The organism is Streptomyces sp. cmx-4-9, from assembly GCF_046548835.1.
GTDB lineage: Bacteria > Actinomycetota > Actinomycetes > Streptomycetales > Streptomycetaceae > Streptomyces.
The window spans coordinates 1,155,335-1,180,425 of sequence record NZ_JAEBEE010000001.1 but is presented as its reverse complement, the minus strand read 5'-3'; the positions used below and the strand labels follow the sequence as shown (position 1 = coordinate 1,180,425).

The window sequence follows — 25,091 nt, the reverse complement described above, 5'->3', positions numbered from 1 at the left end:
GGTCTGAAGTGGAAGTCACACGACGAAGCAAGTCAGGTGAAATCGCCTGGCGGCAACGTGCATTGCTGCTGCCCCGGGGCTGGCCACCTGGCCACCGTGGCTGGGCGGCTGAGCCCTCGCCTCATTGGTCTCACGTCAGATTGGGGTCAGTCCCGAGGCGGCGGGTTTGAGATTCGCCACGACTCCGTTGTTCGGCGGAAGCGATTTGCTGATCCACCCTTTTTGATATGCGGCGCTTAATTCGCTCTGACACGTCCGGCATATCGTATTGCATCTTTCCCCACTCCTCGCCGATGCTCTCTAATGTATCTGGAGACGGCGGTCCTTGGGCGAGCTCTATTTCGGCTCGACGTATCAGTGGGAACAGGGAAGCGGCGGTTTGGTGGTGGAGGCTGGCTAGCTCGGGATACTTCAATAGGGCTTGAATCCCAGTCAAGACCGCAGAGAGGGCGCTCAACAGACCGGCTGTGATCTTCCAACCCATCGAAGGCAGAGACTCCAGGGTGGAGAAGATCGCTGCGCCGACAAGGGTAGACAGGATGAATGCCCCAGCGGCTAGGTAACGGCCGCGCTTGCTGAACGATGTCGCCGTGCACTCGTGAAACCAGTAACTCATGCGCATGTCATGACACCAGGCTTCGAGCCTCCGATAGGCCGAGCCATCGGGATGGGGTTTTTGTGGATCGGGCATGGGAATCACCACGGCAGGGTTGAACCACGGTTGAGTGTGCACATGCCGGGAGGATCGCGACCGCATCGACAGATGCGTCACGTCTCTCATTCTCGCCCTAATTGCGTCCCGCCGCATGGCGTGGCCGGGGCAAGAGTCGGAGAGAGGCGGTTGGCAACACCCACGCGGCGCGGGCGTTGAGTCTGGCCGTGCTTGCACCCTGGCTGAGACGGGAAGTGAGACGGATGAGGAAAGGTTGGCACCCCTCTGGGGTGCCAACCTTTCGATTCACCTGGTCTAGCCATCAGAAGCCGTGACCGGAATCGAACCGGCGTAACTCGCTTTGCAGGCGAGTCCCTCAACCACTCGGGCACACGGCTGTGTGGTGGTGACGGGTACGAACGTACGGGGCGGGCGCGGTGGGGGGAAGGGGTGCGCGGGGCGTGCAATACGACTGCCATGCCCCGTTCACACAGCGGGGACGCCGGGCCGCCCCGCAGCCTTCGGGCGGGCCGGGCCCCGGCACGGTCCGAACGAGGCGGCCTAGGTCTGCGGGCTGAGGGCGGGATCCGTCGAATGGACAGGGTCGCGGCGGGGCTACGCACCTTACGCTGGGGCGATGAGCGCCCTCGAACCCCGCGTGCCCGAGAAGACCGCACCGGCCCCGCCGACCCCGCCCCCGGGCGGCGGGGTGTTGGACCCGGCGTACCGGGCGCTCAGCGTCGGGATCATCTCCGTCGTGTTCCTGATCGCCTTCGAGGCCACCGCCGTCGGCACGGCCATGCCCGTCGCCGCCCGCGAGCTCGACGGGATCGGGCTGTACGCCTTCGCCTTCTCCGCCTATTTCACCACCAGCCTCTTCGGCATGGTCCTGTCCGGCCAGTGGGCCGACCGGCAGGGGCCGCTGCGGCCGCTGACCGTCGGCATCGGGTGTTTTGCCGCCGGGCTGGTGTTCTCGGGGACCGCCGGCTCGATGTGGGTGTTCGTGCTCGGCCGGGCCGTGCAGGGCTTCGGCGGCGGGCTCGTGATCGTCGCCCTGTACGTGGTCGTCAGCCGGGCCTACGAGGAGCGGCTGCGCCCCGCGATCATGGCGGCCTTCGCGGCGAGCTGGGTGGTGCCGTCGATCGTCGGTCCGCTGGCCGCCGGGACCGTGACCGAGCACCTCGGCTGGCGCTGGGTGTTCCTGGCGATACCGGCGCTGGTCGTCGTACCGCTCGTCGTCGCCCTGCCCGCCATACGGCGCACCGCCTCCGGCCCGGTCGGCGGCGAGCCGGCGGCCTTCGACCGGCGGCGGATCCGGCTGGCCTTCGGGATCTCGGCCGGGGCGGGGCTCCTCCAGTACGCCGCGCAGGACCTGCGGTGGCTGTCGCTGGTCCCGGCCGTGCTGGGTGCGGCGCTGCTCGTCCCGGCCGTGCTCGGGCTGCTGCCGCGCGGAACGTACCTGGCGCGGCGCGGTCTGCCATCGGTGGTGCTGCTGCGCGGGGTGGCCGCGGGGTCGTTCATCGCCGCGGAGAGCTTCGTACCGCTGATGCTGGTCACCCAGCGGGGGCTGAGCCCGACGATGGCCGGCTTCTCGCTCGCGCTGGGCGGGCTGACCTGGGCGGGCGGGTCGTGGGTGCAGTCGAAGGGGCGGATGGACCCGTACCGGGCGCGGCTGATGGTGGGCGGCATGGTGATGGTGGCCGTCGCCATCGCCGCGGCGCCGGCCGTGCTGATCGAGGCCGTCCCGGTGTGGACGCTGGCGCTGGCCTGGGCGGTGGGCTGCCTCGGGATGGGCCTGGTGATCGGTTCGACGAGCGTGCTGCTGCTGAAGCTGTCCGCGCCGAAGGAGGCCGGGGCCAACTCCGCCGCGCTGCAGATCTCGGACGCGCTGGCGAACGTGGTGCTGCTGGCGGCGGGAGGGGCCGCCTTCGCCGCGCTGGGCGGCGGCACGGTGGGCGCCGGACACGCCCCCGCCGAGGGCGGCGGCGCCTCGCACCCGGCCGCCTTCGTGGTGGTCTTCCTGCCGATGGCGGCCGTGGCACTGCTGGGCGCCTGGGTCGCGACCCGGCTGGATCCGCCGACGGACCCCTCCGCCTCCACGGACCCCGCGGATGCCGCCGCCCCCGCGGCCGGAAACCCGGTGCGGGCCGTCCCGGACACCGTTTAGCCTCCCCGCGTGAACGAGCTGGCCATCCGGATGTCCGACACCGAGCGCGAGCGCGCGGAACTCGCCGACCTCGCCGACGCCACCGGGCGGACGCCGCCCGAGGAGTGAGCGCGGGACGCCGTACGGGGCCACCTGCGGGCCGAGCGGGAACGGGTCGGGGAAGCCGCCGGCCGGCTCGCCGCGCGGCACGGTGCGCTGCCGCAGCGGCTGGGGGAGTGACCCGGACGTGGACCCGGACGTGGACACCCGCCCCGACGCCCCGCCCCCGATCCCGTCCCGACGCCCCCGCCACCGGTCCCGTCCCGACGCCTCCGCCGCCGGTCCCACCTGCGCCACCGCCCCGCCCCCGCCGGGCACCTCACGCTCGCCGAGGGCTCGATCTGGCCCGGGACGCCTGCCCGGCATGCCCGACATGCCTGCCCTGCCCGGCCCTGCCTGGCCCGGCACGCCTGCCCGGCCCGGCACGCCTGCCTGGCACGCCTGCCCGGCCCGGCACGCCTGCCTGGCCCGGCACAGCCGGGGGAGCTTCGGCATCCGGCTGCCGCAGGCGGCTGTGCACCGGCCGCGGAGCGGGATGTTCGGCACGGCCGCCTGCGGCGACCCGTACGCGCAGGCCGCTGCGCTGCTCCACGGCATCGCGGTGAACCATCCGCTCGTCGACGGCGACAAGCGCACCGCATGGCCGGCCGCCGCGACCTTCCTCGCCGTGAACGGGATCGGCCTCGCCGACGCCGATCAGGAAGCGGCGTACGCCCTGGTCATCGATGTCGCGGCCGGACGCGAGGCCGATGTGGCCGCCGTCGCCGGGCGGTTGCGCGCGATGTGACCCTCGCCGCACCCGTCCAGGTCACGGGCCTGTCCCCCGATGAGGGGCGGGCCCGTGCCGGTAAGGTGGCCCGGTTGTCCTACGTACGACCGCCACCGAGAGCCGAACCGGAGACCGTGACTACTACCGCCTCCCACCACCTCTCACCCGCCTTCCCGGGCCGTGCCCCCTGGGGTACGGCCAGCAAGCTGCGCGCCTGGCAGCAGGGAGCGCTGGACCGCTACATCGAGACCCAGCCGCGGGACTTCCTCGCGGTCGCGACGCCCGGCGCCGGCAAGACCACCTTCGCGTTGACCCTGGCCTCCTGGCTGCTGCACCACCACGTCGTGCAGCAGGTGACCGTCGTCGCCCCCACCGAGCACCTGAAGAAGCAGTGGGCGGACGCGGCGGCCCGGATAGGGATCCGCTTGGACCCCGAGTACTCGGCGGGGCCGCTCAGCAAGGACTACCACGGGGTCGCCGTCACCTACGCCGGGGTCGGGGTGCGCCCGATGCTGCACCGCAACCGCTGCGAGCAGCGCAAGACCCTTGTGATCCTCGACGAGATCCACCACGCCGGCGACTCCAAGTCCTGGGGCGAGGCCTGTCTGGAGGCCTTCGACCCGGCGACCCGGCGGCTGGCCCTGACGGGCACGCCCTTCCGGTCCGACACCAACCCCATCCCCTTCGTCGCGTACGAGGAGGGCAACGACGGGATCCGCCGGTCCTCCGCCGACTACACCTACGGCTACGGCAACGCCCTGACCGACGGCGTCGTGCGGCCGGTCATCTTCCTCTCCTACAGCGGCAACATGCGCTGGCGCACCAAGGCGGGCGACGAGATCGCGGCCCGGCTCGGCGAGCCGATGACCAAGGATGCGGTCTCGCAGGCCTGGCGCACGGCGCTGGACCCGCGGGGCGACTGGATGCCGAACGTGCTGCGCGCCGCCGACCAGCGGCTCACGGAGGTCCGGAAGGGCATTCCGGACGCCGGCGGTCTGGTGATCGCCTCCGACCAGGACTCGGCGCGCGCCTACGCCAAGCTGCTCCGGGAGATCACCGGCAGCAAGCCGACCGTCGTCCTGTCCGACGACACCGGGGCCTCGAAGCGGATCGATGACTTCAGCGCGAACGAGGACCGCTGGATGGTCGCAGTCCGGATGGTGTCCGAGGGCGTCGACGTACCGCGGCTGGCGGTCGGCGTCTACGCGACGACCATCTCCACCCCGCTGTTCTTCGCGCAGGCCGTGGGCCGTTTCGTGCGATCGCGCAGGCGCGGCGAGACCGCGTCCGTGTTCCTTCCGACCATTCCCTACCTGCTCGGCTTCGCCAACGAGATGGAGGTCGAGCGCGACCACGTCCTCGACAAGCCGAAGAAGCAGGGCGAGGAGGACCCGTACGCCGAGTCCGAGAAGGAGATGGACGAGGCGAACAAGCTGGAGGACGAGGACACCGGCGACGAGGAGCAGATGTCCTTCGAGGCGCTGGAGTCCGACGCGGTCTTCGACCGGGTCCTCTACGACGGCGCCGAGTTCGGCATGCAGGCGCATCCGGGCAGCGAGGAGGAGCAGGACTACCTCGGCATCCCGGGCCTGCTGGAACCCGATCAGGTGCAGATGCTGCTGCAGAAGCGCCAGTCCCGCCAGATCGCGCACAGCCGGCGCAAGCCGGACGCCGAGGCGGACCTGCTGGAGCTGCCCGCGGACCGGCGGCCGGTGGTCTCCCACAAGGAGCTGCTGGAGCTGCGCAAGTCGCTGAACACGATGGTGGGGGCGTACGTCCACCAGAGCGGCAAGCCGCACGGCGTGATCCACACGGAGTTGCGCCGGGTGTGCGGCGGACCGCCGAGCGCGGAGGCCACGGCGGGGCAGCTGCGCGAGCGGATCAAGAAGGTCCAGGAGTGGGCCACCCGCATGCGGTGACGGCCTCCCGGCCGAGGAAGACAGCGGCGGGGTCCGTGCGGAGGTTCGCACGGACCCCGCCGCTGTGTGTTCCTACGCGGTGTACCCGTCGGGTGGGACTGCGGGGCAGCTACAGGGCGTGGCTACGGGGTGTGGCTACGGGGTGTGGCTACGGGTCACGCGGTCGGGCGGCGGCGACGTCCGGTGCCGGCGACGAGGGCCGCGCCCATGGCCAGCGCGACACCGCCGGCGCCGAGCGCCCACGTGGTGGCGGCGTCGGAACCGGTCTCGGCGAGCTGGCCGCCGGTGTTACCGGTGCCGGTGCCGGTGCCGTTGGCCGGGGCGGTGACGTGGCCGGCCTGCTCGACGGGCTTGGAGCCGCCGTTGGGCTTGGTGGTGTTGCCGCCCTTGACGATCTTCGACTCGGTCCAGGCGGCGTCGGACCAGACGTTCTCGTCCTCGCCGCTGCCGCCGCCGACCGCGATGGCGATGTCGCCCGCGGGCGCGCCCGCAGCGAACTTGATGCGGACCGGCAGGTCGAGGACGGCGTTGTCGGGGATGGGCAGGGCGTCCGTCAGCACGGCCACAGGGGTGCCGCCGTCGTCGAAGACCTCGACATCGTGCCAGGCGCCGCCGAAGCGGACCTGGACCCGGACGTCGTGGCCCTGCAGTTCAAGGTCCTCGTTGGCGACGGCCAGCACGAGCACGTAGCGCTTCTGCGGCTTGCCGGTGCTGTTGTCGACAGAGACCTTGAACTCGGTCCAGTCGCCGCCGGCCTTGAAGCTGCCGGGGACGCCCTTGAGGACGAGCTTGGGGCCCGTGGCGATCAGGTCGGCCTCGTCCAGCTCCGCGTCTGCACCGGTGACCGGCGGGACGGCCGGAACCGGCGCCGGTGCCGGGGTTTCGGCGACGGGCGGCAGGACCGGGACGACCGGGGCCGGGGCGGCGGGGGCCGGGACGACCGGGGCCGGGGCTTCGGCGGCGGGCTTCTCCGCAGCCGGGGCCTCCTTCGCCGGGGTCTCGGCCGCCGGGGCCTCCTTCGCCGGGGTCTCGGCGGCGGCCGCGTCGTCCTTGGGGGCCGCGTCCGGGGTGGAGACGGCCGGGTTCTGGGCCTCGTCCGCCATGGCGGGCGTGGCCATCAGGACCGTGGGGCCGACGACGGCGGCGGCGGCCACAACGGCCAGGCGCTTGATGTTCATGAGTGGTGGGTTCCCTCCGTGCGGCCCCGGGCGTGCTCAGAGCACGTCCCCCCCGGACCCAGACTGATGTCGTTTTGAACATGCTCAGAGTATTGGGGTTGTAAAGAACTTGTGGTGAAGAGAGGTCACGAATTGACACCGGTGGCGATCATCAAAGGGCATAAACGGGTAGCAGGCGCCCGGATTCTGGACGAGCCCTTCCGCTGAGCGGACCTGCTCGCTACTGTCCCCGCATCGAACGCACCGTGGCAGCGCCGCCGCGGGAGCGCAGCCGGTGCCATGGCCGCTACCGGCGGCCTCTCCGTGCGCTGCCGCGGGACCGGCAGCGCGCCACCACGAGAGTCACCGCCGCTCACCGAAAGAGGGAGAGGCGTCGTGACCGCGGAAACCTCCCAGACTCTCGACAGAGGACTCAGGGTCCTCAAACTGCTCGCCGACACCGACCACGGTCTGACTGTCACCGAGCTCTCCAACCGCCTCGGTGTGAACCGCACCGTGGTCTACCGGCTCCTCGCCACCCTGGAGCAGCACGCCCTGGTCCGCCGCGACCTCGGCGGGCGCGCCCGGGTGGGGCTCGGGGTGCTCCGGCTCGGCCGGCAGGTGCACCCGCTGGTGCGCGAGGCGGCCCTGCCCGCGCTGCGGTCGCTCGCCGAGGACATCGGGGCCACCGCGCACCTGACGCTCGTCGACGGCACCGAAGCCCTCGCCGTCGCGGTCGTGGAGCCCACCTGGACCGACTACCACGTGGCCTACCGGGCCGGCTTCCGCCACCCGCTGGACCGCGGGGCCGCCGGCCGGGCCATCCTGGCCGCCCGCCAGGGCTCCCTCATCGAGCCCGGCTACACCCTGACCCACGGGGAGCTGGAAGCGGGCGCCAGTGGCGCAGCCGCGCCGCTGGTGGGCATCACCGGGCTGGAGGGCAGCGTGGGCGTCGTGATGCTCTCCGACGCCGTGCCGGAACGGGTCGGGCCGCGGGTGGTCGACGCGGCGCGCGAGGTCGCCGACGCGCTCCGCTAGGCCGCCCTTTTTCGCCCTGGTGCTGTGGGGCGCGGGCGGGAGGGACCGCTAGATTGGCGGCGTGCTCTCTCGCCTCTCACGTCTGCCGCGTCCCGCCGCCCTGGCCGTCTGCGCCGTGCCCGTGCTGGCCCTGTTCGCGGCGGCCGCCTTCGCGCCCCTGCCCTTCGTGCTGGCCCAGCCGGGGCTGACGGCCGACGTGCTCGGCGCCCGGGACGGCAAGAACGTGATCACTGTCACCGGCGCCCCCGTCCGGGAGACCCGGGGGCAGCTCCTGATGACCACCATCCAGGCCCCGGGCCCGTCCGAGAAGGTGGACCTGGGCGAGCTCGTCGACAGCTGGTTCCGGACCGACCGGGCGGTCATGCCCAAGGAGGCGATCTACCCCTCCGGCAAGACCACCGAGGAGACCGAGGAGCACAACCTGGAGGAGATGGCCAAGTCCCAGTCGACCGCCGCCGAGGCCGCCCTCGGATATCTCCACAAGAACCCCGCGGATGTGAAGGTCGACCTCAACCTGGCCGACGTCGGCGGCCCCAGCGCCGGACTCCTCTTCTCCCTCGGCATCGTCGACAAGCTCGACGGCGACGGCAGCGGCGGCGACCTCACCGGCGGCCGCACCGTCGCCGGTACGGGCACCATCGACCCGGACGGAACGGTCGGCGCGGTCGGCGGGGTGGCCCTGAAGACCCAGGCCGCCCGCCGGGACGGGGCGAGCGTGTTCCTCGTACCGAAGGCCGAGTGCTCGGACGCCGCGTCCGAACTGCCCGAGGGCCTGCAACTGGTGCCCGTCACCACGCTGTCGGGTGCCGTGGACGCGCTGCGCGCACTGAACCGGGGACAGCCGGCCCCGTCCTGCTGACCCGGCCGCGGCCCGTCCTGCCGACCCGGCCGCGGCCCCGTCCTGCCGATCCGGCCGCGCCCCGGCCTGCCGACCCGGCCCCGCCCCGTCCCGCAGCCCCGGCCGGTCCCCGCCGGGCGGCCGCGGGCTCAGCCCTCCTTGATGAACCCCTCCTTGAGCAGCCAGTCCTTCGCCACCTCGTGCGGGTCCTGCCCCTCCACGTCCACCTTGGCGTTCAGCTCCTGCGCCACCTCGGTCGTGAGCTTCTTCGTCACCGGCGCCAGCAGTCCGGCGATCGCCGGGTGGGCGGCGAGCGTCTTCGCGTTCAGCTCGGGCGCCGCGTTGTAGTTCGGGAAGAACTTCCGGTCGTCGGCGAGGGTGTCCAGGTCCATGGCCTTGATCCGGCCGTCCGTGGTGAAGGCCTCGCCCAGCAGGCAGGAATCGGACTTGGAGACCTGCGTGTAGATGATCCCGGCGTCCATCTTCCGGATGTTGCCTGCCGGGATCTTCATCCCGTACGCCTTCTCCATGCCCGGCAGCCCGTCCTCGCGCGAGGCGAACTCGTTCTCCACGCACAGCGTCACCGCCGACGGGTCCTTGCGCGCCAGCTCCGCCACGTCCGAGAGGGTCTTCAACCCGTACTTCGCGTTGTTCTTCTTGCTGATGGCGAGCGTGTACGTGTTGTTGAGCGTGGACGGCGGCAGCCACGCCACCCCGTTCTTCACGTCCCCCGCCCGCACCGCCTCCCACTGCTTGAGCGGGTCGTCGATCGGCTCCGTCCGGCCCTGGTAGGTGATCCAGGCCGTGCCCGTGTACTCGTACATGGCGTCCGCGTCGCCCTGGGCGACCGCCTCGCGGGCGCTGATCGAGCCGGGCAGGTTCGTGCGGTCCAGCACCTCGGCCCCGGCGGCCTTGAAGACCAGCCCGAGGATCTGGCCGAGCACGATGTTCTCGCTGAAGTTCTTCGACGTGACCGTGAGCGAGGCGCCCTTGAGGGGCTCGCCCTGCCCCAGCTTGCCCGGGGTGACCTCGTCCACCATGGGGGAGCCGCTCTTGAGCCCGCAGCCGGCCAGCACGGCCGCGGCGAGCACCGCCGTACCGAGGGCCCTGCCCCGTGCACCGACGCCGCAGGTACGCATCTACGCCTCCAGCCCGCGCGGGGTCAGGACCGCCTCGGCCAGGGAGGCCAGCCAGTCCACGAACAGGGCGAGCACCACGGTCAGGACGGAGCCCACGATCAGCACCGGCATCCGCTGCGTCTGGATCCCGGAGGTGATCAGGTCGCCGAGGCCGCCGCCGCCGCCGAAGGTGGCCAGGGTGGCCGTGCCGACGTTGAGCACCAGGGCCGTGCGTACGCCCGCCAGGATCAGCGGGACCGCGAGCGGCAGTTCCACCATGCCGAGGGTGCCCATCGGCGACATCCCGATCCCGCGCGAGGCCTCCACCAGCTGGGGGTCGATCGCCCGCAGCCCGGCGACGGTGTTCGACAGCACGGGCAGCACGGCGTACGCCACCATGCCGATGATCGCGGTGGACGGGCCGATCCCGAGCCAGATGACCAGCAGGGCCAGCAGGCCGATCGCCGGCGTGGCCTGGCCGATGTTGGCGACGGCGGTGACCAGCGGGGCGGCGCGCCGCAGCCGGCGGCGGGTGAGGGCGATGCCCAGCGGAATGGCGATGATCAGCACCCAGAAGGTGGAGATGGCGGTCAGCCGCACGTGCTGCCACAGCCGCAGCCGGACGTTGCCGTTGCCCAGGGAGTTCTGCTCGATGGGGTCGAGGGTCAGGGAGTCGACCCACAGGTACAGCGCGAGCAGTACCAGCGCCAGGACGGCGGGCACGACGACGAGCCGGCGCCAGGTGATCCGGCGGGCGCGCGTCGGCACGGGGGCGGGGACGCCTGTACCGGGCCGGTCCTCCGCGAGCAGGTCGCGGAAGGCATGGCCCTGCACCTCGTGCTCACCGGGCGGGCGTTCTCCGGGCGGCCGCCGGGGGGACGCGCCGGGGGGTGTGTTCGTCATGAGCCGCCCGCACCGCCCTCCAGCTCCTGTTCGGTCCGGTGATGGCGCAGCTCCTCCAGGTCGTGCCGGTGCTCGGCGGCCGTCAGCCGGTCCGCCTCCAGCATCTCCTGGACGGAGTTCATCAGGGTCTCCATGTCGACGACCCCGATGTACTCGCCGCGCCGGCCCGTGACCGCGACCCGCCCCGCACTGTCGAGGAGGACCGCCTCCAGGGCGTCGTGCAGGGTCGCGTCCCGGGTCACGGTGTCGTGCACCAGCTGGCCGGCCCGGGCGAGGGAGCCCTTGGCGCGCATCAGGTCGCCGCGGCGCAGCCACTTGTAGGGCCGGCCCCGCCGGTCGAGCATCAGCAGCTCGTTGGTGGAGCCGCCCCGCAGGGTGTTGAAGATCTGCTGGAGCGGGTCGTCGACCGACACCGTGGGGAACTCGGCGACCTCCACGTCCCGTACGCGGGTCAGGTTGAGCCGTTTCAGTGCGGCCCCGGCGCCCACGAAGCCGGAGACGAAGTCGTCGGTGGGATTGGTCAGGATGGCTTCGGGGGTGTCGAACTGGGCGATGTGCGAGCGTTCCCGCAGCACCGCGATCCGGTCGCCGAGCTTGATGGCCTCGTCGAAGTCGTGGGTGACGAAGACGATCGTCTTGTGCAGTTCGTGCTGGAGCCGGATCAGCTCGTCCTGGAGGTGGTCGCGCGTGATCGGGTCGACGGCGCCGAAGGGCTCGTCCATCAGCAGGACGGGCGGGTCCGCGGCCAGCGCCCGGGCCACGCCCACGCGCTGCTGCTGGCCGCCGGAGAGCTGGCGCGGGTAGCGGCCGTGGAACTCGCGCGGATCCAGCCCGACCAGGTCGAGCATCTCCTCGACCCGGTCCTTGACCCCGGTCTTGGACCAGCCCGTCATCTTCGGCACGAGGGCGATGTTCTCGGCGACCGTCATGTGCGGGAAGAGCCCGGAGGACTGGATCGCGTAGCCGATCTTGCGGCGCAGCTTGACCGGGTCCATGTCGGTGACGTCCTCGTCGCCGATCCGGATCCGGCCCGAGGAGGGCTCGATCAACCGGTTGATCATCTTGAGGGTGGTGGACTTCCCGCATCCTGAGGGGCCGACGAACACCACCGTCTCGCCCGCCTTGATCTCCATGGAGACGTCGTCGACGGACGGGTTCGGGTTGCCGGGATAGCGCTTGGTGAGGTTCTCCAGCTGGATGGTGGCGCCGGACGTGGAGGCCGGGGCCGGGGTCGACTCAGACACGGATTCCCCTCGGGATGGTGAGACGGCCGAGCAGGACGTAGGCGGCGTCGAAGAGCAGGGCGAGGACGACGATCCCGAGGGTTCCCGCCAGCACCTGGTTGATGGCGTTGGCGCTGCCCAGGGAGGCGATGCCGCGGAAGATCTCGTTGCCGAGGCCGGGCCCCGAGGCGTACGCGGCGATGGCGGCGATGCCCATCAGCATCTGCGTCGCCACCCGGATGCCCGTGAGGATCGGCGGCCAGGCCAGCGGGAGCTCCACCTTCAGCAGCTGCGCGGTGCGCGACATCCCGATGCCCTTGGCCGCGTCGACCAGGGCCGGGTCCACGCCGCGCAGGCCCACGATGCAGTTGCGGACCACGGGCAGCAGCCCGTACAGCGTCAGGGTGATCACCGTGGGCGCGACGCCGAGCCCGACCAGGGGGATGAGCAGGCCGATGAGGGCGAGGGAGGGGACGGTCAGCAGGGTGGCGGTGGAGGTGATGGCGAGGCTCCCGCCCCAGCTGCTGCGGTAGCTGACCAGGCCGATGCCGATGCCGATCACGGTGGCGATGACCATGCACTGGAAGACCGCGCTGGCGTGCTGGAAGGCGTCGGTGAGGAGCTGTTGGTGGCGGTGGTACAGGTAGCTCCAGAAGCTCACGCGGCGTCACCCCGTCCTGTGTCCGTCCGGCGCCGCCGGGCTCAGCGGTCGTCGTCCCCGGCCGCTTGTTCGACCAAGGGGATGATCCTCAAAGGAACGGGATTCTCCATGACAATCGCTGTCGAAGCCCGAACGATCCCATCAAATCCGACAACGCGGTCGATCACCCGCTGGAGGTCGGCATTCGAGCGGGCCACCAGCCGGCACAGCATGTCCCCGTGGCCGGTCGTGGTGTGCAGCTCCAGCACCTCCGGCACCCCGTCCAAGTGGGCCCGTACGTCCGCCCCTTGGCCCTGCTTGATCTCCAACGTGGCGAAGGCGGTCACCGGGTACCCGAGGGCCGCCGGGTCGACCTGCGGGCCGAACCCGCGGATGACTCCGTTCGACTGAAGCCGGTCCAGCCGGGCCTGCGCCGTGCCACGGGCCACGCCGAGGCGGCGGGAGGCCTCCAGCACCCCGATCCGGGGCTCGCGGGCCAGCAGGACGATCAGCCGGCCGTCGAGGTCGTCGATTCCCACGGTTGCCTCCGGGGTGCGTTCGGGGTGGTCATAGTGCACAGATGTTTCAGCCATCCTCCGACTGTCCTGGACAGTCTGTACAGGGGAAACGGAAACTATTGCGCAGCTTGTGGATCGGCGGGACTCTGCGCACATGACTGAGACCCTCGACAGCACCCCGCACACCGCGCGTGAGGCCGATCCCTTCCCGGTGAAGGGCATGGACGCGGTCGTCTTCGCCGTGGGCAACGCCAAGCAGGCCGCGCACTACTACTCGACCGCCTTCGGCATGAAGCTCGTCGCCTACTCCGGCCCGGAGAACGGCGTCCGCGAGACGGCCAGCTACGTCCTGACCAACGGCGCCGCGCGCTTCGTCCTGACCTCGGTCATCAAGGCCTCCACCGACCGCGGCCGCTTCCTCGACGAGCACGTCGCCGCGCACGGCGACGGCGTGGTCGACCTGGCCATCGAGGTCCCGGACGCGCGGGCCGCCTACGCGTACGCCGTCGAGCACGGCGCCCGCGGCCTGGACGAGCCGTACGAGGTCAAGGACGAGCACGGCACGGTCGTCCTGGCGGCCATCGCCACCTACGGCCAGACCCGCCACACCCTCGTCGAGCGCAAGGACTACACGGGCCCCTACCTGCCCGGCTACGTGGCCGCCGCCCCCATCGTCGAGCCCCCGGCCAAGCGCACCTTCCAGGCCATCGACCACTGCGTCGGCAATGTCGAGCTCGGCCGCATGAACGAGTGGGTCGCCTTCTACAACAAGGTCATGGGCTTCACGAACATGAAGGAGTTCGTGGGCGACGACATCGCGACCGAGTACTCGGCGCTGATGTCCAAGGTCGTCGCCGACGGCACCCTGAAGGTGAAGTTCCCGATCAACGAGCCGGCGATCGCGAAGAAGAAGTCGCAGATCGACGAGTACCTGGAGTTCTACGGCGGCGCCGGAGTCCAGCACATCGCGCTCGCCACCAACGACATCGTCGCGACGGTACGGGCCATGCGGGCGGCCGGGGTGGCCTTCCTGGACACGCCGGACTCCTACTACGACACGCTCGGCGAGTGGGCCGGCGAGACGCGGGTGCCCGTCGAGACCCTGCGCGAGCTGAAGATCCTCGTCGACCGCGACGAGGACGGCTACCTGCTGCAGATCTTCACCAAGCCGGTGCAGGACCGGCCGACGGTCTTCTTCGAGATGATCGAACGCCACGGATCGATGGGCTTCGGCAAGGGCAACTTCAAGGCCCTGTTCGAGGCGATCGAGCGCGAGCAGGAGAAGCGCGGCAACCTCTAGCGCCGCGACCGGCCCCGGCGGTCACCCTGCCGGGGCCTGCCGGGGCCTGCCGGGGCCAGCCGGGCCCTGCCGGGGCGCCGGGGCCTGCCGGGGCCTGCCGGGGGCCTGCCGGGCCCTGCCGGGACCTGCCGGGCCCTGTGTCAGGGCCAGCCGGGCCCTGCCGGGGCGCCGGGGCCTGCCGGGGCCTGTGTCAGGGCCTGCCGGGCCCCGCCGGGGCCTGCCGGGGACGCATGCCGCCCGCCCCCGCCCCGGGCGCCCCGGGGGAGGGCCGGGCCGCGCCCCGCGCCCCTCAGCCCGACACGGCCGACGCGGACGGCTTCGGCGAAGGCGCCGAGGACGGCTTCGGGGACGGCTGCTGCGCCGGCTTCGGGGACGGCTTCGGGGAGGCCTTCGGCTTCGGCCGGACCGCCGCCGCCGGCTTCGCCGCCTTCGGCAGCTCCGGCGCCACCCACGGCGCCGTCGGCTCCACGTTCTCCGGGCCCCCCGGCGCCGGCTCCCCGATCGAGGCCAGCGCCTGCTTCGCCAGCGGCGCCCGCAACGGCGAGAACTGCGGGTTCGTCCGCATCGCCTCCTGCAGGTGCCGCCGCGCCGCCGCCTCGTCGCCCAGACCCCGCTCGATCATCGCCCGGTGGTAGGCGAACTCCGCGCTGCGCAGCCCCGGCTCCGTGGCCTTCTTCGCGTACTCCAGCGCCGACGCGTCCTCGCCCGTCCGGTGCAGCGCCCACCCCAGGGCGTCCGCGACCTGCATGCTCTTGTGCCGCGACCACTCCCGTGACAACCGCCGCACCGCCGCCGCCGGATCGCCGTGGTCCGCCTCGTACAGGCCGAGGACCACATCGTCATCGGCCCCGTTCGACCCGTCCCGCGCCGACAGCGCGCCCAGCATGTCGTACGGCTCCCGCGCCTCCTCGCCGCGGCCGGTCGCCTCCAGCAGCTCGCCGAGCTCCAGCGCCAGCCGCGGCTCCGGCGTGCGCCCCAGCGCCATCCGGTAGTCCCGCAGCGCCTCCCCGGTCCGCCCCAGCGCGGCCAGCGCCCGGGCCCGGCCGCCCAGTGCCTGCGCCTGCGCCGGGTCGGCCCGCAGGGCGCCCTCGTACTGCCGCAGCGCCTGCGCCGTGTCGCCCCGCTCCCAGGACAGCTCGCCGAGCCGGTACAGCGTGTACGCCTTCTCCGACGGGGACTTCGCGGCGCCCGCCGCGTGCTCCATCGACATCATCGCGTCCTCGCGCCAGCCTCGGTCCCGGTAGACCTGCGAGGCCCTGAGGAAACCGGCCAATCCCGTCCGCAGCTCCAGCAGCCGCTCCATCGCCTGCTGTGCCGCCTTGTAGTCGCCGAGCCCGGTGTACGCGTCCACCAGCACCGGGTACGCCGTCCAGTGCTTGGGCTGCTGCGCCCGCAGCAGCTCGCCCCACCGCTTGCCGGTGCCGAAGTCCCGGCGGGCATTGGCCAGCGCACCCATGCCCGTCATCGCGTCGAGGTTGCCCTTCTCCGCGGGCCGGACCTCCAGGGACCGCTTCAGCGCCTTCTCCGCCTTCGGGAACCAGCCCGAGTCCGCGGTCCGCCGGGCCTGTTCCAGGTACGCGGAGCCCAGCACCGCCCAGGAGGCGTCGTCCTTGGCGTGCGTCGCGAGCCACTTCTCCCGGTCCGCGACCAGGGCCGTCAGGTCCACGGCCGCCGCGGGCGCACCCATGCCGACCGCGGACGCGGCCCGCTCGGTGGGACCCGGCGGGCGGGCGTCGTCGCCGGTGCGGGCCGGCCTGATCAGCAACGCCCCGGCGATCAGGACCACCGCGACCCCGGCAGCCACGAGCGTCTTGCGGCCGGTGAAGGTCACGGGCGGCGCGGGCTGCTGCGATTCCTCGTCGATACGGTCGATACGGTGCATGGGGTCACTGTGCGTCAATATGAAGAGCTGGCCGGGGTGTCCGAAGAGGGGCGCGGGCGTGTTCACACCGATGGCCCCGGCTGCCACGCTGAGCCCATGGACGACGATCTCCCCACCCCGCCCCGTGACGTCCGCCCCGGACTCCTCGCGCGCCTGCGGGAAGGCCTCCCGGCCGAGGCCGTGCTCAGCGACCCGCAGGTGACCGCTTCCTACTCCCGCGACATGGCAGGCTTCTGCGCGGCCGGCACCCCGGCCGCCGTGGTCCTGCCCCGCACCGTCGAACAGGTCCAGCACGTCCTGCGCACCGCGACCGCCCTACGGGTCCCCGTGGTCCCGCAGGGCGCCCGCACCGGCCTGTCCGGCGCCGCCAACGCCTCCGACGGCTGCATCGTGCTCTCGCTCGTCCGGATGGACCGGATCCTGGAGATCTCCGCCGTCGACCGGATCGCGGTCGTCGAGCCGGGCGTGGTCAACGCCGTCCTCTCGCGGGCCGTCGCCGCGCAGGGCCTGTCCTACCCTCCCGACCCCTCCAGCTGGGAGCAGTGCACCATCGGCGGCAACATCGGCACCGCCTCCGGAGGCCTGTGCTGCGTCAAGTACGGGGTCACCGCCGAGTACGTCCTCAGCCTCGACGTGGTCCTGGCCGACGGGCGGCTGCTGCACACCGGCCGGCGCACCGCCAAAGGCGTCGCCGGATACGACCTCACCCGGCTCTTCGTGGGCTCCGAGGGCAGCCTCGGCGTCGTGGTCCAAGCCGTCCTCGCGCTGCGGCCCGCCCCGCCCCGCCACCTCGCCCTGGCCGCCGAGTTCCCCTCCGCCGCGGCCGCCTGCGCGGCCGTCTGCGCCGTGATGGAGGCCGGACTGACCCCCTCCCTGCTGGAACTGATGGACCGTACGACGGTCCGCGCCGTCAACGCCCTCGGCAGGATGGGCCTGCCCGACACCACCGAGGCCCTGCTGCTCGCCGCCTTCGACGGCCCGCACGCCCCGCAGGAGCTCGCCGCCGTGGAGAAGCTGTGCACCGCCGCCGGGGCCACCGCCGTCGTCCCCGCCGAGGACGAGGCCGAGTCCGAACTCCTGCTGACGGCCCGCCGGATGGCGCTGCCCGCCCTGGAGGCCCTGCGGCCCGCCACCATGATCGACGACGTGTGCGTGCCCCGCTCCCGGCTCGCCGAGATGCTGGACGGCACGGCCGCCATCGCCCGTGCGCACGACCTGCTGATCGGGGTCTGCGCGCACGCCGGCGACGGCAACACCCACCCGGTCGTCTGCTTCGACCCGGCCGACGCGGACGAGGCGGAGCGGGCCCGGGCCTCCTTCGACGCGATCATGGCGCTGGGCCTGGAACTGGGCGGGACGATCACCGGCGAGCACGGCGTCGGGGTGCTGAAGAAGGAATGGCTGGCCCGGGAACTCGGCCCGGTCGGGCTGGAGATGCAGCGCGCCGTCAAACAGGCCTTCGACCCGCTGGGGCTGCTCAACCCGGGCAAGCTCTTCTGACCGGCCGCGCCCCCGCCCGCGTGCGGGGGCGCGCAGGGACGGGCACGAGCGCCGCCCGGGGGAGCGGGGGCGGGGGTGCGCGGGCGCTGGCCGCGGGATGTCACAGGTCACCGTCCGCCGACTCGTCCGACGGCCACGGGTCGCGCAGCCACAGGTCGTCGGCCGGGGTCGGGGTGAGCAGTTCGGCCAGCGCCGCGTCCAGGCCGAGCCGGTCGGCCTCGGTGCCGGGGGCCACGGTCCGCAGGGTCCGCTCCAGCCAGGCCGACACCGCCCCGGCCGGGGCCTCCAGCAGCGCGTCCCCGTCGGGTGAGCTGAGCGCCATGCACAGCACGGACCTGTTGTCGATCTTCGTCGGCCAGATCCGGACGTCGCCGTGGCCGCAGGGCCGGAACACCCCCTCCACCAGGAGCTCGCGGGCGAAGGTCCAGTTCACCGGGGCGCTGGATCCGGTGTGGAAGGTGATGTGGACGGCGTACGGGTCCTCGGTGAGGTACAGCAGCCGGGCGGGGACGGGGACGCTGCGCTCGGGGGACAGGACCAGCTTGAGTTCCAGCTCGCGCTCGATGGCGGGGTGGTGGTGCATGGCGGCCTCACTTCGGTGTGCTGCGTGCGCTTCGCTTCGGTGCGCAGGGCCCGCTGGCGCCCCGCACCCGGAGAGAGCGCGGGGGCGCCGGACTGTGACGTGACTTCGGGCAGCGGAACGGAGATTGGCCGATTTCTGTCGACTGGCCGGAAACAGTCGTATGACCCGGGGTTCGCCCGAAGGCTTGCATTCTCCCGTTACCGGACCTGCCGGGGTGCGGTTCTTGGCTATGGTCCTCCCCTGCACACGCCTCAAGCCACGATCGGAGTTGGGGACATTGACGGCCTCCCCTGGTGACGGCGGGCAAGCTGCCCGCGAGGGCTACTACCCGGACCCGTCCATCCCCGGGTACGTCCGGTACTGGAACGGCGCGTCCTGGGTGCCGGGCACCAGCCGCCCGGCGCCGCCGGCCGCCGCACCGGCCGCCCCCGCAGAGGAGACGGGGCCGGTGTTCCTGGACGAGACCTCCGCGACCGAGAGGCTGCCCGAACCGGACGCCGGCCCCCACGCGGGGCCGGGCTCCGAGCCGGGCTCCGAGCCGGGCTCCGAGCCGGCCGGGTGGCAGGCCGATCCCCTTCACCAGGCGGGCTTCGGCGGGCCGCGCGACGAGCGGGTGTCCTGGGGCAGCCCCGCCGGGCCGGAGGAGGAGCCCGCGGCCGCCCGGCCCGCCGGCATCTCCCTCGCCCGGACGGCCGCCGCCGCGGCGGCCCCCGCGGCACGGTTCCCCGCCCCGGCCCCGGTGGGCATCCTGTCGGCGCGCTCCCCGGCAGCCGCCGCCCCGGCCGCCCCGGCGCCCGCCCCGGCGTGGCCGCAGGAGGCACCGCGGGCCCTCCCCGCCCAGCCCCACGCCCCAGCCCCCGCCCCGGAGTGGCCCGACGCCCCCGGCGGCCCCGGGGGAGCCGGCTCCGGGCTGACCTCCTCATGGCCCGAGGCCGCCCCGCGGACCACCGCCGCCCCGGCCGAGGCCCCCGCGGCGGCCGGGCCCGAGGAGGACGCCGAGGACCGGAAGCGGCGCGGTCCCGCGCCGGGCTCGCGCACCGCGGTACGGCCCCCGGAGCCCGCCGCGCCCCGGCCGGCCCCGGCTCCCGCCCCGGCCGCCGACCGCCCGGAGGTGTGGGCGCCCCGGCCCGCCGGGGTCCGGCCGGCCGTCCCCGAGGCCGTCCTCGCCGCCGAGGCCGCCCCCGCCGCCAGGCCCGCCTCCACGGCCCGCGCCGTGTTCGAGCGGATGGCGGAGCGCGCCGTACGCCCGGCGGGACTGCTGCGCCGGGGCGCCGCCCGGCTGCTGGACGTGCTGGTCCTCGGCGCGGTCGGCGCCGCGGCCGCATGGACCCGGCTGCCCGCCGTCACCGCCCACGTCGAGGCCAAGGTGGACGCCGCCCGGGGCGCCGGCCGCGCCACCACCGTCTGGCTGTTCGACACCACCGTGGCCGGACACCTCGGCCTGGTCCTCGGCGCCGTCCTGCTCTTCGGGGTCTTCTACGAGGTCCTGCCCACGGCCCGTTGGGGCCGCACTCCCGGCAAGAAGCTCCTCGGCGTCCGCGTCCTGGCCACCGCCACCCTGCGCCCGCCCACCGTCGGGGCGGCCCTGCGCCGCTGGCTGGTGTACGCCGTACTGGGCGTGCCGGGCAGCCTCTGGTGCCTGGTGGACCGCCCGCGCCGCCAGGCCTGGCACGACAAGGCGGCGAAGACGTACGTGGCCCGCTGAGCGGGCCGGCCGGGCGGGGGGCCCCGCCCGCCCCCCGAACGGACGCGTTCCCGTTGCGGGGGTACCGGAGCCGGGTTCGACTCGGGCCATGAGCACCGACCAGCCGCCGCCGGGCCAGCCGCCCGAGGACGACCCGTTCCTCAAGAAGCCCCAGGAGCCGACTCCGCCGTCGGGCGGATCGCCGTACGGCTCACCGCCCCCCGCCGGAGGGGGCTACCCGCCTCCGCCGGGCGGCCCGGGCGCCGGCGGGGGAGGCGGGGGATACCCGCCCCCACCGCCGCCCTACGGCGGCTCCGGGGACCCGTACGGCGGCAGCGGCGACCCGTACGGCGGCGGGCACGGCATGCCGGATCCGCTGGCCGGGATGCCCCCGCTCGCCGACTTCGGCAAGCGCCTCGCCGCCCGCATCATCGACGTGCTGATCATCGCCGTGCCGCTGTTCCTCATCCAGCTGGCCTTCGGCACGAAGCGGTACACGGTCGAGACGAACCGGGGCGAGGACATCAGCGAGGTCGTCACCCGCTCCTACAGCGGCAGCGGTCTGATCATGACGCTGATCTCGATCGCCGCGTACGTGGGCTACGACTGGTGGTTCACGAAGAAGAACGGCCAGACGGTCGGCAAGAAGGCGATGGGCCTGCGCACCGCGATGCTCAACGACGGCAGCGTCCCGCCGTCCAACGCCGCGCTGGGCCGCGCCGCCACGCTCTGGCTGCCGACGCTGATCTGCTGCTTCTGCCTGTGGCCGATCGCGCTGGTCATCTCGATCCTCGTCGACAAGCCGTACAAGCAGGGTCTGCACGACAAGGTGGGCAAGACGGTCGTGGTCCAGTCCCGCTGACGGCCCGGCGACCGGCTCCTGCAGCACGGCTCGAACGGCTCGAACGGCTCATGCGCGCACAGCGGTGCGGGGGGAGCGGGGTGAACGCTCAGTGGTGCACGGGGTGTTCGGCCTCGGCCGTCCGGGGGCCGGGCACCCGGGCGCCCGGGGAAGCCGCCGCGGAGCCCGTCCGGGCCGCGTGGCGGCCGCGCCGCCGGGGCGCCGGCACGGTGAGGGCGACGAGCAGTCCGAGGGCCAGGGCGGCCGCGGAGATGACCGCGACGCCTGCCCCGGTGCTCGTCCGCGAGAGCAGCAGCATGGCGATCGTCGAGACCACGACGGTGGCGGACCCGTAGGCGAGCTGTGCGGCAGTCGGACGCGGCATGGCGGTATCCGTCCTCAAGGCGGGAGGGGGAGTCGGCTCAACCTGGTCGCGCGTCAAGGGACTCTACGACCAGGGATGCCCGAGGGGAACCACCGGTAAGCGTCCCCTCACCCGCGGTACCGGAGCACGGGGGGCGCACGGGGTCATTCTCGAGTGCCGCGCGAGGGGCGGGAAGGGCCCTTCGCCCGGTATGGCCGGAGAATGTCCGGATAGCGGAACTCGGCGCCCGCATAGTGCAGTTGTCGGTGACAAGTCAAGGTCTGTCTTTTCTCGCGTCTCTCCGGTCAAATGTCGTCACTTGAGACGCGCGCCGCGCGGAACCCCCCGCTCCTATGGAGACGTTCCGACCTACGTTGCGGCCGCGGGAGGGGAACGACATCAAGTGACCAGCAACTCCGCCAGAAGGCGCACCCTGCGCGTCGCGGCCATCGGGGTCACCCTGGCCGCAACCGCGGCTTCCGGGGCCTTCTTCACCGCCGCCCAGGCAGACGACCAGTGGACCGCTCCCGCCGCCGACCGGCAGGACCCCACGGCTCCGTCGAAGGAGCACGTCAAGCACGACCTCGAAGGCCCGTTCAGCAAGCAGCAGGCGCAGCAGCGCGAGGCGGCCCTGGACCAGGTCCTGACGGGCAAGAAGGACGTCGAGCAGCGCGGCGCCTCCAAGGTCGTCAAGCTCGACGAGAACAAGTACGTCGAGCTCGGCCGCGAGAAGACCGACAAGATCTTCACGATCCTCGTCGAGTTCGGCGACCAGGTCGACAACACGACCATGTTCGACCCGGACGGTCCGGAGGGCCCGCAGCCCGCGGTCCCGAAGTACGGCGGCACCCCCGGTCCGCTGCACAACACGATCGCCCAGCCGGACCGCGCCAAGGACAACAGCACCGCCTGGCGCAAGGACTTCAGCCGCGACTACTTCCAGGACCTGTACTTCGGTACCGGCCAGGGCAAGGACTCGCTGAAGACCTACTACGAGAAGACCTCCTCGGGCCGGTACTCGGTCGAGGGCGAGGTCGCCGACTGGGTCAAGGTCCCGTACAACGAGGGCCGCTACGGCTCGAACTACTGCGGCCAGACCAACTGCTCCAACGTGTGGGACACCGTCAAGGACGGCGTCCTCGCGTGGACGCAGGCCCAGAAGAAGGCCGGCAAGACCGACGCGCAGATCAAGGCGCAGCTGTCCCAGTACGACCAGTGGGACCGCTACGACTTCGACGGCGACGGCAACTTCAACGAGCCCGACGGCTACATCGACCACTTCCAGATCGTCCACGCGGGCGAGGACGAGTCGGCCGGCGGCGGCGTGCAGGGCACCACCGCGCTGTGGGCCCACCGCTGGTACGCCTACGGCACCCAGGCGGGCAAGACCGGCCCCGAGAACAACAAGGCCGGCGGCGCCCAGATCGGCGACACGGGCATCTGGGTCGGCGACTACACGATGCAGCCCGAGAACGGCGGCCTCGGCGTCTTCGCGCACGAGTACGGCCACGACCTCGGCCTGCCGGACCTCTACGACACCTCCGGTGGCGGCGAGAACAGCGTCGGCTTCTGGTCCCTGATGTCGGCCGGCTCCTGGCTCGGCAAGGGCCAGGACTCCATAGGCGACCTCCCGGGCGACATGACGGCCTGGGACAAGCTGCAGCTGGGCTGGCTGAACTACGACCAGGCCAAGGCCGCGACGAAGTCCACCCACAAGCTGGGCGTCGCGGAGTACAACACCAAGGACAAGCAGGCCCTGGTCGTCGACCTGCCGAAGAAGCAGGTCAAGACCGAGATCGTCGCTCCCGCCGAGGGCTCCTCGCAGTGGTGGAGCAACATGGGTGACGACCTCAAGAACACCCTGACCCGGTCGGTCGACCTCACCGGCAAGACCTCGGCGGCGCTGTCGCTCAAGGGCTGGTGGGACATCGAGGCCGAGTACGACTACCTCTACACCGAGGCCTCCACCGACGGCGGCGCCACCTGGACGCCCCTCGCCGGCACCGCCGACGGCGCGGCCCTCCCGGTCGACGCCTCCGGCAGCCCCTCGCTGACCGGTGTCTCGGGCGCCTGGAAGTCGCTGAACTTCCCGCTCGACGCCTACGCCGGCAAGAAGGTCGACATCCGCTTCCGCTACCAGACGGACGGCGGCGCGGGCGGCAAGGGCTTCACCGCCGATGCCGTCAACATCACCGCGGACGGCGCCACGCTGTTCACCGACGGCGCCGAGAACGGCGACAACGGCTGGACCGGCAAGGGCTTCTCGCGGGTCGGCGCCGGCTTCACCAAGGAGTACGCGCAGTACTACATCGCGGAGAACCGCCGCTACGTGTCGTACGACTCCACCCTCAAGGTGGGCCCGTACAACTTCGGCTTCGGCAACACCAAGCCGGACTGGGTCGAGCACTACCCGTACCAGGACGGTCTGCTCATCTGGCAGTGGGACACCTCCCAGAAGGACAACAACACCAGCCAGCACCCGGGCCAGGGCCTGATCCTGCCGATCGACGCCAACGCCAAGCCCATGAAGTGGGCGGACGGCACGCTGCTGCGCAACAAGATCCAGCCGTACGACGCGACCTTCAGCGCCTACTCGACGGATGCGTTCACGCTGCACAAGAACGGCGAGTCGCTCTTCATCAAGCCGAAGCCCACGAACCTGGTCTTCGACGACCACAAGGGCAAGTACTACTACGACGAGAACCCGACCGGTTCGGTGAAGGTCACTGACACCAACACCAAGATCAAGATCGCCAAGGAGACCTACGACGGTCTCGTCATGACGATCGAGGTCGGCCCCTCCGCGAAGTAATTCGGTAAACCCGCAGGTCACAGCATGATCGGCCGTCGCCCTCTAGCGGGCGGCGGCCGTTCGCGTTTAGATGCGTGGTGCGAGTTTCTTATTGACGGGGGAGATGACAGGCATGCCAGGTGGAGGTTTCGTCAGATTGCCGGGCGGCAGCGTGGTGGTCGCGCTCACGCTGCCGAGGCCGCCCGGCGAGGGGGGCGACGAAGGCCACGTCCGCGTGCTGGTGCACGCCGCGAACCGGGCGCGCGCCCTGACCAGGCTGCGCAACCTCGGCATGCGGGCGGTCTACCTGCGGGGCAACGCGCACCCGCCGACCCCCGACGAGGTCACGGCCGTCCTGCACCACCCCGACGGCCTCCTGTGGCGCTGCGCCCCGGACCGGGCCCAGGAGCTCTGGCACCCGATCAGGGCCCTCCTGGGCACCTAGCGCTGTGCGGGGGCGTCCTGGCCCTGGTCGCCCACCAGGGCGACGCCCGCCGCCCGCAGCTCGTCCAGGGCGCGGGCGGTGGTGTGCGGGGCGACCGCGGCCGTGAGCCCGAGCAGGACCCGGGTGGTGAAGCCCGCCCGGGCGGAGTCCAGCGCGGTGGCCCGGACACAGTGGTCGGTGGCGATGCCGACCACGTCCACCTCGGTGACGTCCCGGTCGCGCAGCCACCGGTCCAGCGTCACGCCGTTCTCGTCGGCGCCTTCGAAACCGCTGTACGCAGCCTCGTACGCCCCCTTGTCGAAGACGGCGGCCACGGCCCCCGAGGCCACGGCGGGGGCGAAGTTCGGGTGGAAGCCCACGCCCTCCGTCCCGGCGACGCAGTGCACGGGCCAGGAGGTCTCGTAGTCCGGTTCGGCCGGGGGCCGGGCGAAGTGCGCGCCGGGGTCGATGTGGTGGTCGCGGGTGGCGACCACGTGCCGGTAGCCGGCCGTGGCCTGGCCGATGAGCTCCGTGATGGCGGCGGCGGCGTCGGCTCCGCCGGTGACCGCGAGGCTGCCGCCCTCGCAGAAGTCGTTCTGGACGTCGACGACGATCAGTGCGCGGTGCATGACGTGTCCTTCGGCTCGTTGGATCCGTGCGGCGGGGCCCCGCGGGGGCTCTTCCCCCGCCCCGCCCCTTCCCGAAACTGGGCGCTCCGCCCCGGACCCGTACGGCGTTCCG

22 protein-coding genes and 1 tRNA gene are annotated in these 25,091 nt (G+C 72.4%); 11 read left to right on the top strand and 12 right to left on the bottom strand.

Translation table 11 applies throughout. The annotated features are described in order from the left end of the window. Positions 1-130 precede the first annotated feature (130 nt). Positions 131-772: an SLATT domain-containing protein gene (locus tag ACLJTM_RS05530; protein ID WP_411102173.1), complete on the bottom strand. Its 642-nt coding sequence runs from the start codon at positions 770-772 to the stop codon at positions 131-133. A gap of 206 nt (positions 773-978) precedes the next feature. Next, a tRNA-Cys gene (locus ACLJTM_RS05525) sits at positions 979-1,050 on the bottom strand. Between the two features lie 239 nt (positions 1,051-1,289). On the opposite strand from ACLJTM_RS05525, the gene ACLJTM_RS05520 reads away from it, so the two are divergent. From ACLJTM_RS05520 to ACLJTM_RS05510, 3 genes are all read left to right on the top strand, one after another. After that, the gene (locus ACLJTM_RS05520) at positions 1,290-2,819 is read left to right on the top strand and encodes an MFS transporter (RefSeq protein WP_411102172.1); all 1,530 of its coding nucleotides are present in this window, start codon (positions 1,290-1,292) and stop codon (positions 2,817-2,819) included. Positions 2,820-3,222: 403 nt separating this feature from the next. Further along, entirely contained in the window at positions 3,223-3,645 is a 423-nt protein-coding gene (locus ACLJTM_RS05515) for a type II toxin-antitoxin system death-on-curing family toxin (RefSeq protein WP_411102171.1), read from the top strand. Positions 3,646-3,761: 116 nt separating this feature from the next. After that, positions 3,762-5,546, top strand: a complete 1,785-nt coding sequence (locus tag ACLJTM_RS05510; RefSeq protein ID WP_411102170.1) for a DEAD/DEAH box helicase — start codon at positions 3,762-3,764, stop codon at positions 5,544-5,546. A 155-nt stretch (positions 5,547-5,701) separates the two neighbouring features. Here the strand turns inward: ACLJTM_RS05510 and ACLJTM_RS05505 are convergent, their stop codons facing one another. Continuing rightward, positions 5,702-6,724 (bottom strand): hypothetical protein, encoded by a 1,023-nt coding sequence (locus tag ACLJTM_RS05505; protein WP_411102169.1) that lies wholly within the window; start codon positions 6,722-6,724, stop codon positions 5,702-5,704. Positions 6,725-7,099: 375 nt separating this feature from the next. Here ACLJTM_RS05505 and ACLJTM_RS05500 point away from each other — a divergent pair, with 375 nt between their 5' ends. Both ACLJTM_RS05500 and ACLJTM_RS05495 read left to right on the top strand, forming a co-directional pair. Beyond that, a complete protein-coding gene (locus tag ACLJTM_RS05500) occupies positions 7,100-7,741 on the top strand; it encodes an IclR family transcriptional regulator (protein WP_189747270.1) in 642 nt (213 codons plus the stop codon). Between the two features lie 61 nt (positions 7,742-7,802). Next, positions 7,803-8,600: a S16 family serine protease gene (locus ACLJTM_RS05495; protein WP_411102168.1), complete on the top strand. Its 798-nt coding sequence runs from the start codon at positions 7,803-7,805 to the stop codon at positions 8,598-8,600. A gap of 128 nt (positions 8,601-8,728) precedes the next feature. Here ACLJTM_RS05495 and ACLJTM_RS05490 read toward each other — a convergent pair whose 3' ends face one another. From ACLJTM_RS05490 to ACLJTM_RS05470, 5 genes are all read right to left on the bottom strand, one after another. Further along, the gene (locus ACLJTM_RS05490) at positions 8,729-9,619 is read right to left on the bottom strand and encodes a glycine betaine ABC transporter substrate-binding protein (protein ID WP_411102294.1); all 891 of its coding nucleotides are present in this window, start codon (positions 9,617-9,619) and stop codon (positions 8,729-8,731) included. A 99-nt stretch (positions 9,620-9,718) separates the two neighbouring features. Further along, positions 9,719-10,600: an ABC transporter permease gene (locus ACLJTM_RS05485; protein WP_411102167.1), complete on the bottom strand. Its 882-nt coding sequence runs from the start codon at positions 10,598-10,600 to the stop codon at positions 9,719-9,721. Next, the gene (locus ACLJTM_RS05480; protein ID WP_411102166.1) at positions 10,597-11,844 is read right to left on the bottom strand and encodes a betaine/proline/choline family ABC transporter ATP-binding protein; all 1,248 of its coding nucleotides are present in this window, start codon (positions 11,842-11,844) and stop codon (positions 10,597-10,599) included. The genes ACLJTM_RS05485 and ACLJTM_RS05480 overlap by 4 nt, the downstream gene beginning before the upstream one ends. Continuing rightward, positions 11,837-12,484 (bottom strand): ABC transporter permease, encoded by a 648-nt coding sequence (locus ACLJTM_RS05475; RefSeq protein ID WP_411102165.1) that lies wholly within the window; start codon positions 12,482-12,484, stop codon positions 11,837-11,839. Before ACLJTM_RS05475 ends, ACLJTM_RS05480 begins: the two co-directional genes overlap by 8 nt. A gap of 41 nt (positions 12,485-12,525) precedes the next feature. Next, on the bottom strand, positions 12,526-13,002 hold the full coding sequence (locus tag ACLJTM_RS05470) for an Lrp/AsnC family transcriptional regulator (RefSeq protein ID WP_411102293.1): 477 nt from the start codon (positions 13,000-13,002) through the stop codon (positions 12,526-12,528). A 133-nt stretch (positions 13,003-13,135) separates the two neighbouring features. Between ACLJTM_RS05470 and hppD the strand changes: the two genes are divergently transcribed. Then, positions 13,136-14,281: a 4-hydroxyphenylpyruvate dioxygenase gene (gene hppD, locus ACLJTM_RS05465; protein ID WP_411102164.1), complete on the top strand. Its 1,146-nt coding sequence runs from the start codon at positions 13,136-13,138 to the stop codon at positions 14,279-14,281. A 289-nt stretch (positions 14,282-14,570) separates the two neighbouring features. On the opposite strand, the gene ACLJTM_RS05460 is transcribed toward hppD, so the two are convergent. Next, positions 14,571-16,163, bottom strand: a complete 1,593-nt coding sequence (locus ACLJTM_RS05460; RefSeq protein WP_411102163.1) for a tetratricopeptide repeat protein — start codon at positions 16,161-16,163, stop codon at positions 14,571-14,573. Positions 16,164-16,259: 96 nt separating this feature from the next. Between ACLJTM_RS05460 and ACLJTM_RS05455 the strand changes: the two genes are divergently transcribed. Further along, the gene (locus ACLJTM_RS05455) at positions 16,260-17,663 is read left to right on the top strand and encodes an FAD-binding oxidoreductase (RefSeq protein ID WP_411102162.1); all 1,404 of its coding nucleotides are present in this window, start codon (positions 16,260-16,262) and stop codon (positions 17,661-17,663) included. A 100-nt stretch (positions 17,664-17,763) separates the two neighbouring features. Here the strand turns inward: ACLJTM_RS05455 and ACLJTM_RS05450 are convergent, their stop codons facing one another. Further along, positions 17,764-18,246 carry an SsgA family sporulation/cell division regulator gene (locus ACLJTM_RS05450; RefSeq protein WP_411102161.1) on the bottom strand — a complete coding sequence of 161 codons (483 nt, stop codon included), beginning with the start codon at positions 18,244-18,246 and terminating at the stop codon, positions 17,764-17,766. Between the two features lie 277 nt (positions 18,247-18,523). On the opposite strand from ACLJTM_RS05450, the gene ACLJTM_RS05445 reads away from it, so the two are divergent. Together ACLJTM_RS05445 and ACLJTM_RS05440 are read left to right on the top strand one after the other, a co-directional pair. Beyond that, positions 18,524-19,951 (top strand): RDD family protein, encoded by a 1,428-nt coding sequence (locus ACLJTM_RS05445; RefSeq protein ID WP_411102160.1) that lies wholly within the window; start codon positions 18,524-18,526, stop codon positions 19,949-19,951. Between the two features lie 88 nt (positions 19,952-20,039). Beyond that, complete coding sequence (locus ACLJTM_RS05440; protein WP_411102159.1) at positions 20,040-20,792, top strand: RDD family protein; 753 nt, start codon at positions 20,040-20,042, stop codon at positions 20,790-20,792. An 88-nt stretch (positions 20,793-20,880) separates the two neighbouring features. Here the strand turns inward: ACLJTM_RS05440 and ACLJTM_RS05435 are convergent, their stop codons facing one another. After that, positions 20,881-21,156, bottom strand: a complete 276-nt coding sequence (locus tag ACLJTM_RS05435) for a hypothetical protein (protein ID WP_411102158.1) — start codon at positions 21,154-21,156, stop codon at positions 20,881-20,883. A gap of 382 nt (positions 21,157-21,538) precedes the next feature. On the opposite strand from ACLJTM_RS05435, the gene ACLJTM_RS05430 reads away from it, so the two are divergent. Both ACLJTM_RS05430 and ACLJTM_RS05425 read left to right on the top strand, forming a co-directional pair. Then, positions 21,539-23,947, top strand: a complete 2,409-nt coding sequence (locus ACLJTM_RS05430) for an immune inhibitor A domain-containing protein (protein ID WP_411102157.1) — start codon at positions 21,539-21,541, stop codon at positions 23,945-23,947. A gap of 112 nt (positions 23,948-24,059) precedes the next feature. Beyond that, entirely contained in the window at positions 24,060-24,371 is a 312-nt protein-coding gene (locus tag ACLJTM_RS05425) for a hypothetical protein (RefSeq protein WP_411102292.1), read from the top strand. On the opposite strand, the gene ACLJTM_RS05420 is transcribed toward ACLJTM_RS05425, so the two are convergent. After that, complete coding sequence (locus ACLJTM_RS05420) at positions 24,368-24,979, bottom strand: isochorismatase family protein (RefSeq protein ID WP_411102156.1); 612 nt, start codon at positions 24,977-24,979, stop codon at positions 24,368-24,370. The genes ACLJTM_RS05425 and ACLJTM_RS05420 overlap by 4 nt on opposite strands. Positions 24,980-25,091: the final 112 nt, after the last annotated feature.

Excerpts from the sequence above, each read along its gene's own strand:
- ACLJTM_RS05520 (WP_411102172.1), top strand. The coding sequence starts at position 1,290 with ATGAGCGCCCTCGAACCCCGCGTGCCCGAGAAGACCGCACCGGCCCCG.
- ACLJTM_RS05515 (WP_411102171.1), top strand. The coding sequence starts at position 3,223 with ATGCCCGACATGCCTGCCCTGCCCGGCCCTGCCTGGCCCGGCACGCCT.
- ACLJTM_RS05505 (WP_411102169.1), bottom strand. The coding sequence starts at position 6,724 with ATGAACATCAAGCGCCTGGCCGTTGTGGCCGCCGCCGCCGTCGTCGGC.
- ACLJTM_RS05490 (WP_411102294.1), bottom strand. The coding sequence starts at position 9,619 with ATGGTGGACGAGGTCACCCCGGGCAAGCTGGGGCAGGGCGAGCCCCTC.
- ACLJTM_RS05485 (WP_411102167.1), bottom strand. The coding sequence starts at position 10,600 with ATGACGAACACACCCCCCGGCGCGTCCCCCCGGCGGCCGCCCGGAGAA.
- hppD (WP_411102164.1), top strand. The coding sequence starts at position 13,136 with ATGACTGAGACCCTCGACAGCACCCCGCACACCGCGCGTGAGGCCGAT.
- ACLJTM_RS05460 (WP_411102163.1), bottom strand. The coding sequence starts at position 16,163 with ATGCACCGTATCGACCGTATCGACGAGGAATCGCAGCAGCCCGCGCCG.
- ACLJTM_RS05455 (WP_411102162.1), top strand. The coding sequence starts at position 16,260 with ATGGACGACGATCTCCCCACCCCGCCCCGTGACGTCCGCCCCGGACTC.
- ACLJTM_RS05450 (WP_411102161.1), bottom strand. The coding sequence starts at position 18,246 with ATGCACCACCACCCCGCCATCGAGCGCGAGCTGGAACTCAAGCTGGTC.
- ACLJTM_RS05440 (WP_411102159.1), top strand. The coding sequence starts at position 20,040 with ATGAGCACCGACCAGCCGCCGCCGGGCCAGCCGCCCGAGGACGACCCG.
- ACLJTM_RS05435 (WP_411102158.1), bottom strand. The coding sequence starts at position 21,156 with ATGCCGCGTCCGACTGCCGCACAGCTCGCCTACGGGTCCGCCACCGTC.
- ACLJTM_RS05425 (WP_411102292.1), top strand. The coding sequence starts at position 24,060 with ATGCCAGGTGGAGGTTTCGTCAGATTGCCGGGCGGCAGCGTGGTGGTC.
- ACLJTM_RS05420 (WP_411102156.1), bottom strand. The coding sequence starts at position 24,979 with ATGCACCGCGCACTGATCGTCGTCGACGTCCAGAACGACTTCTGCGAG.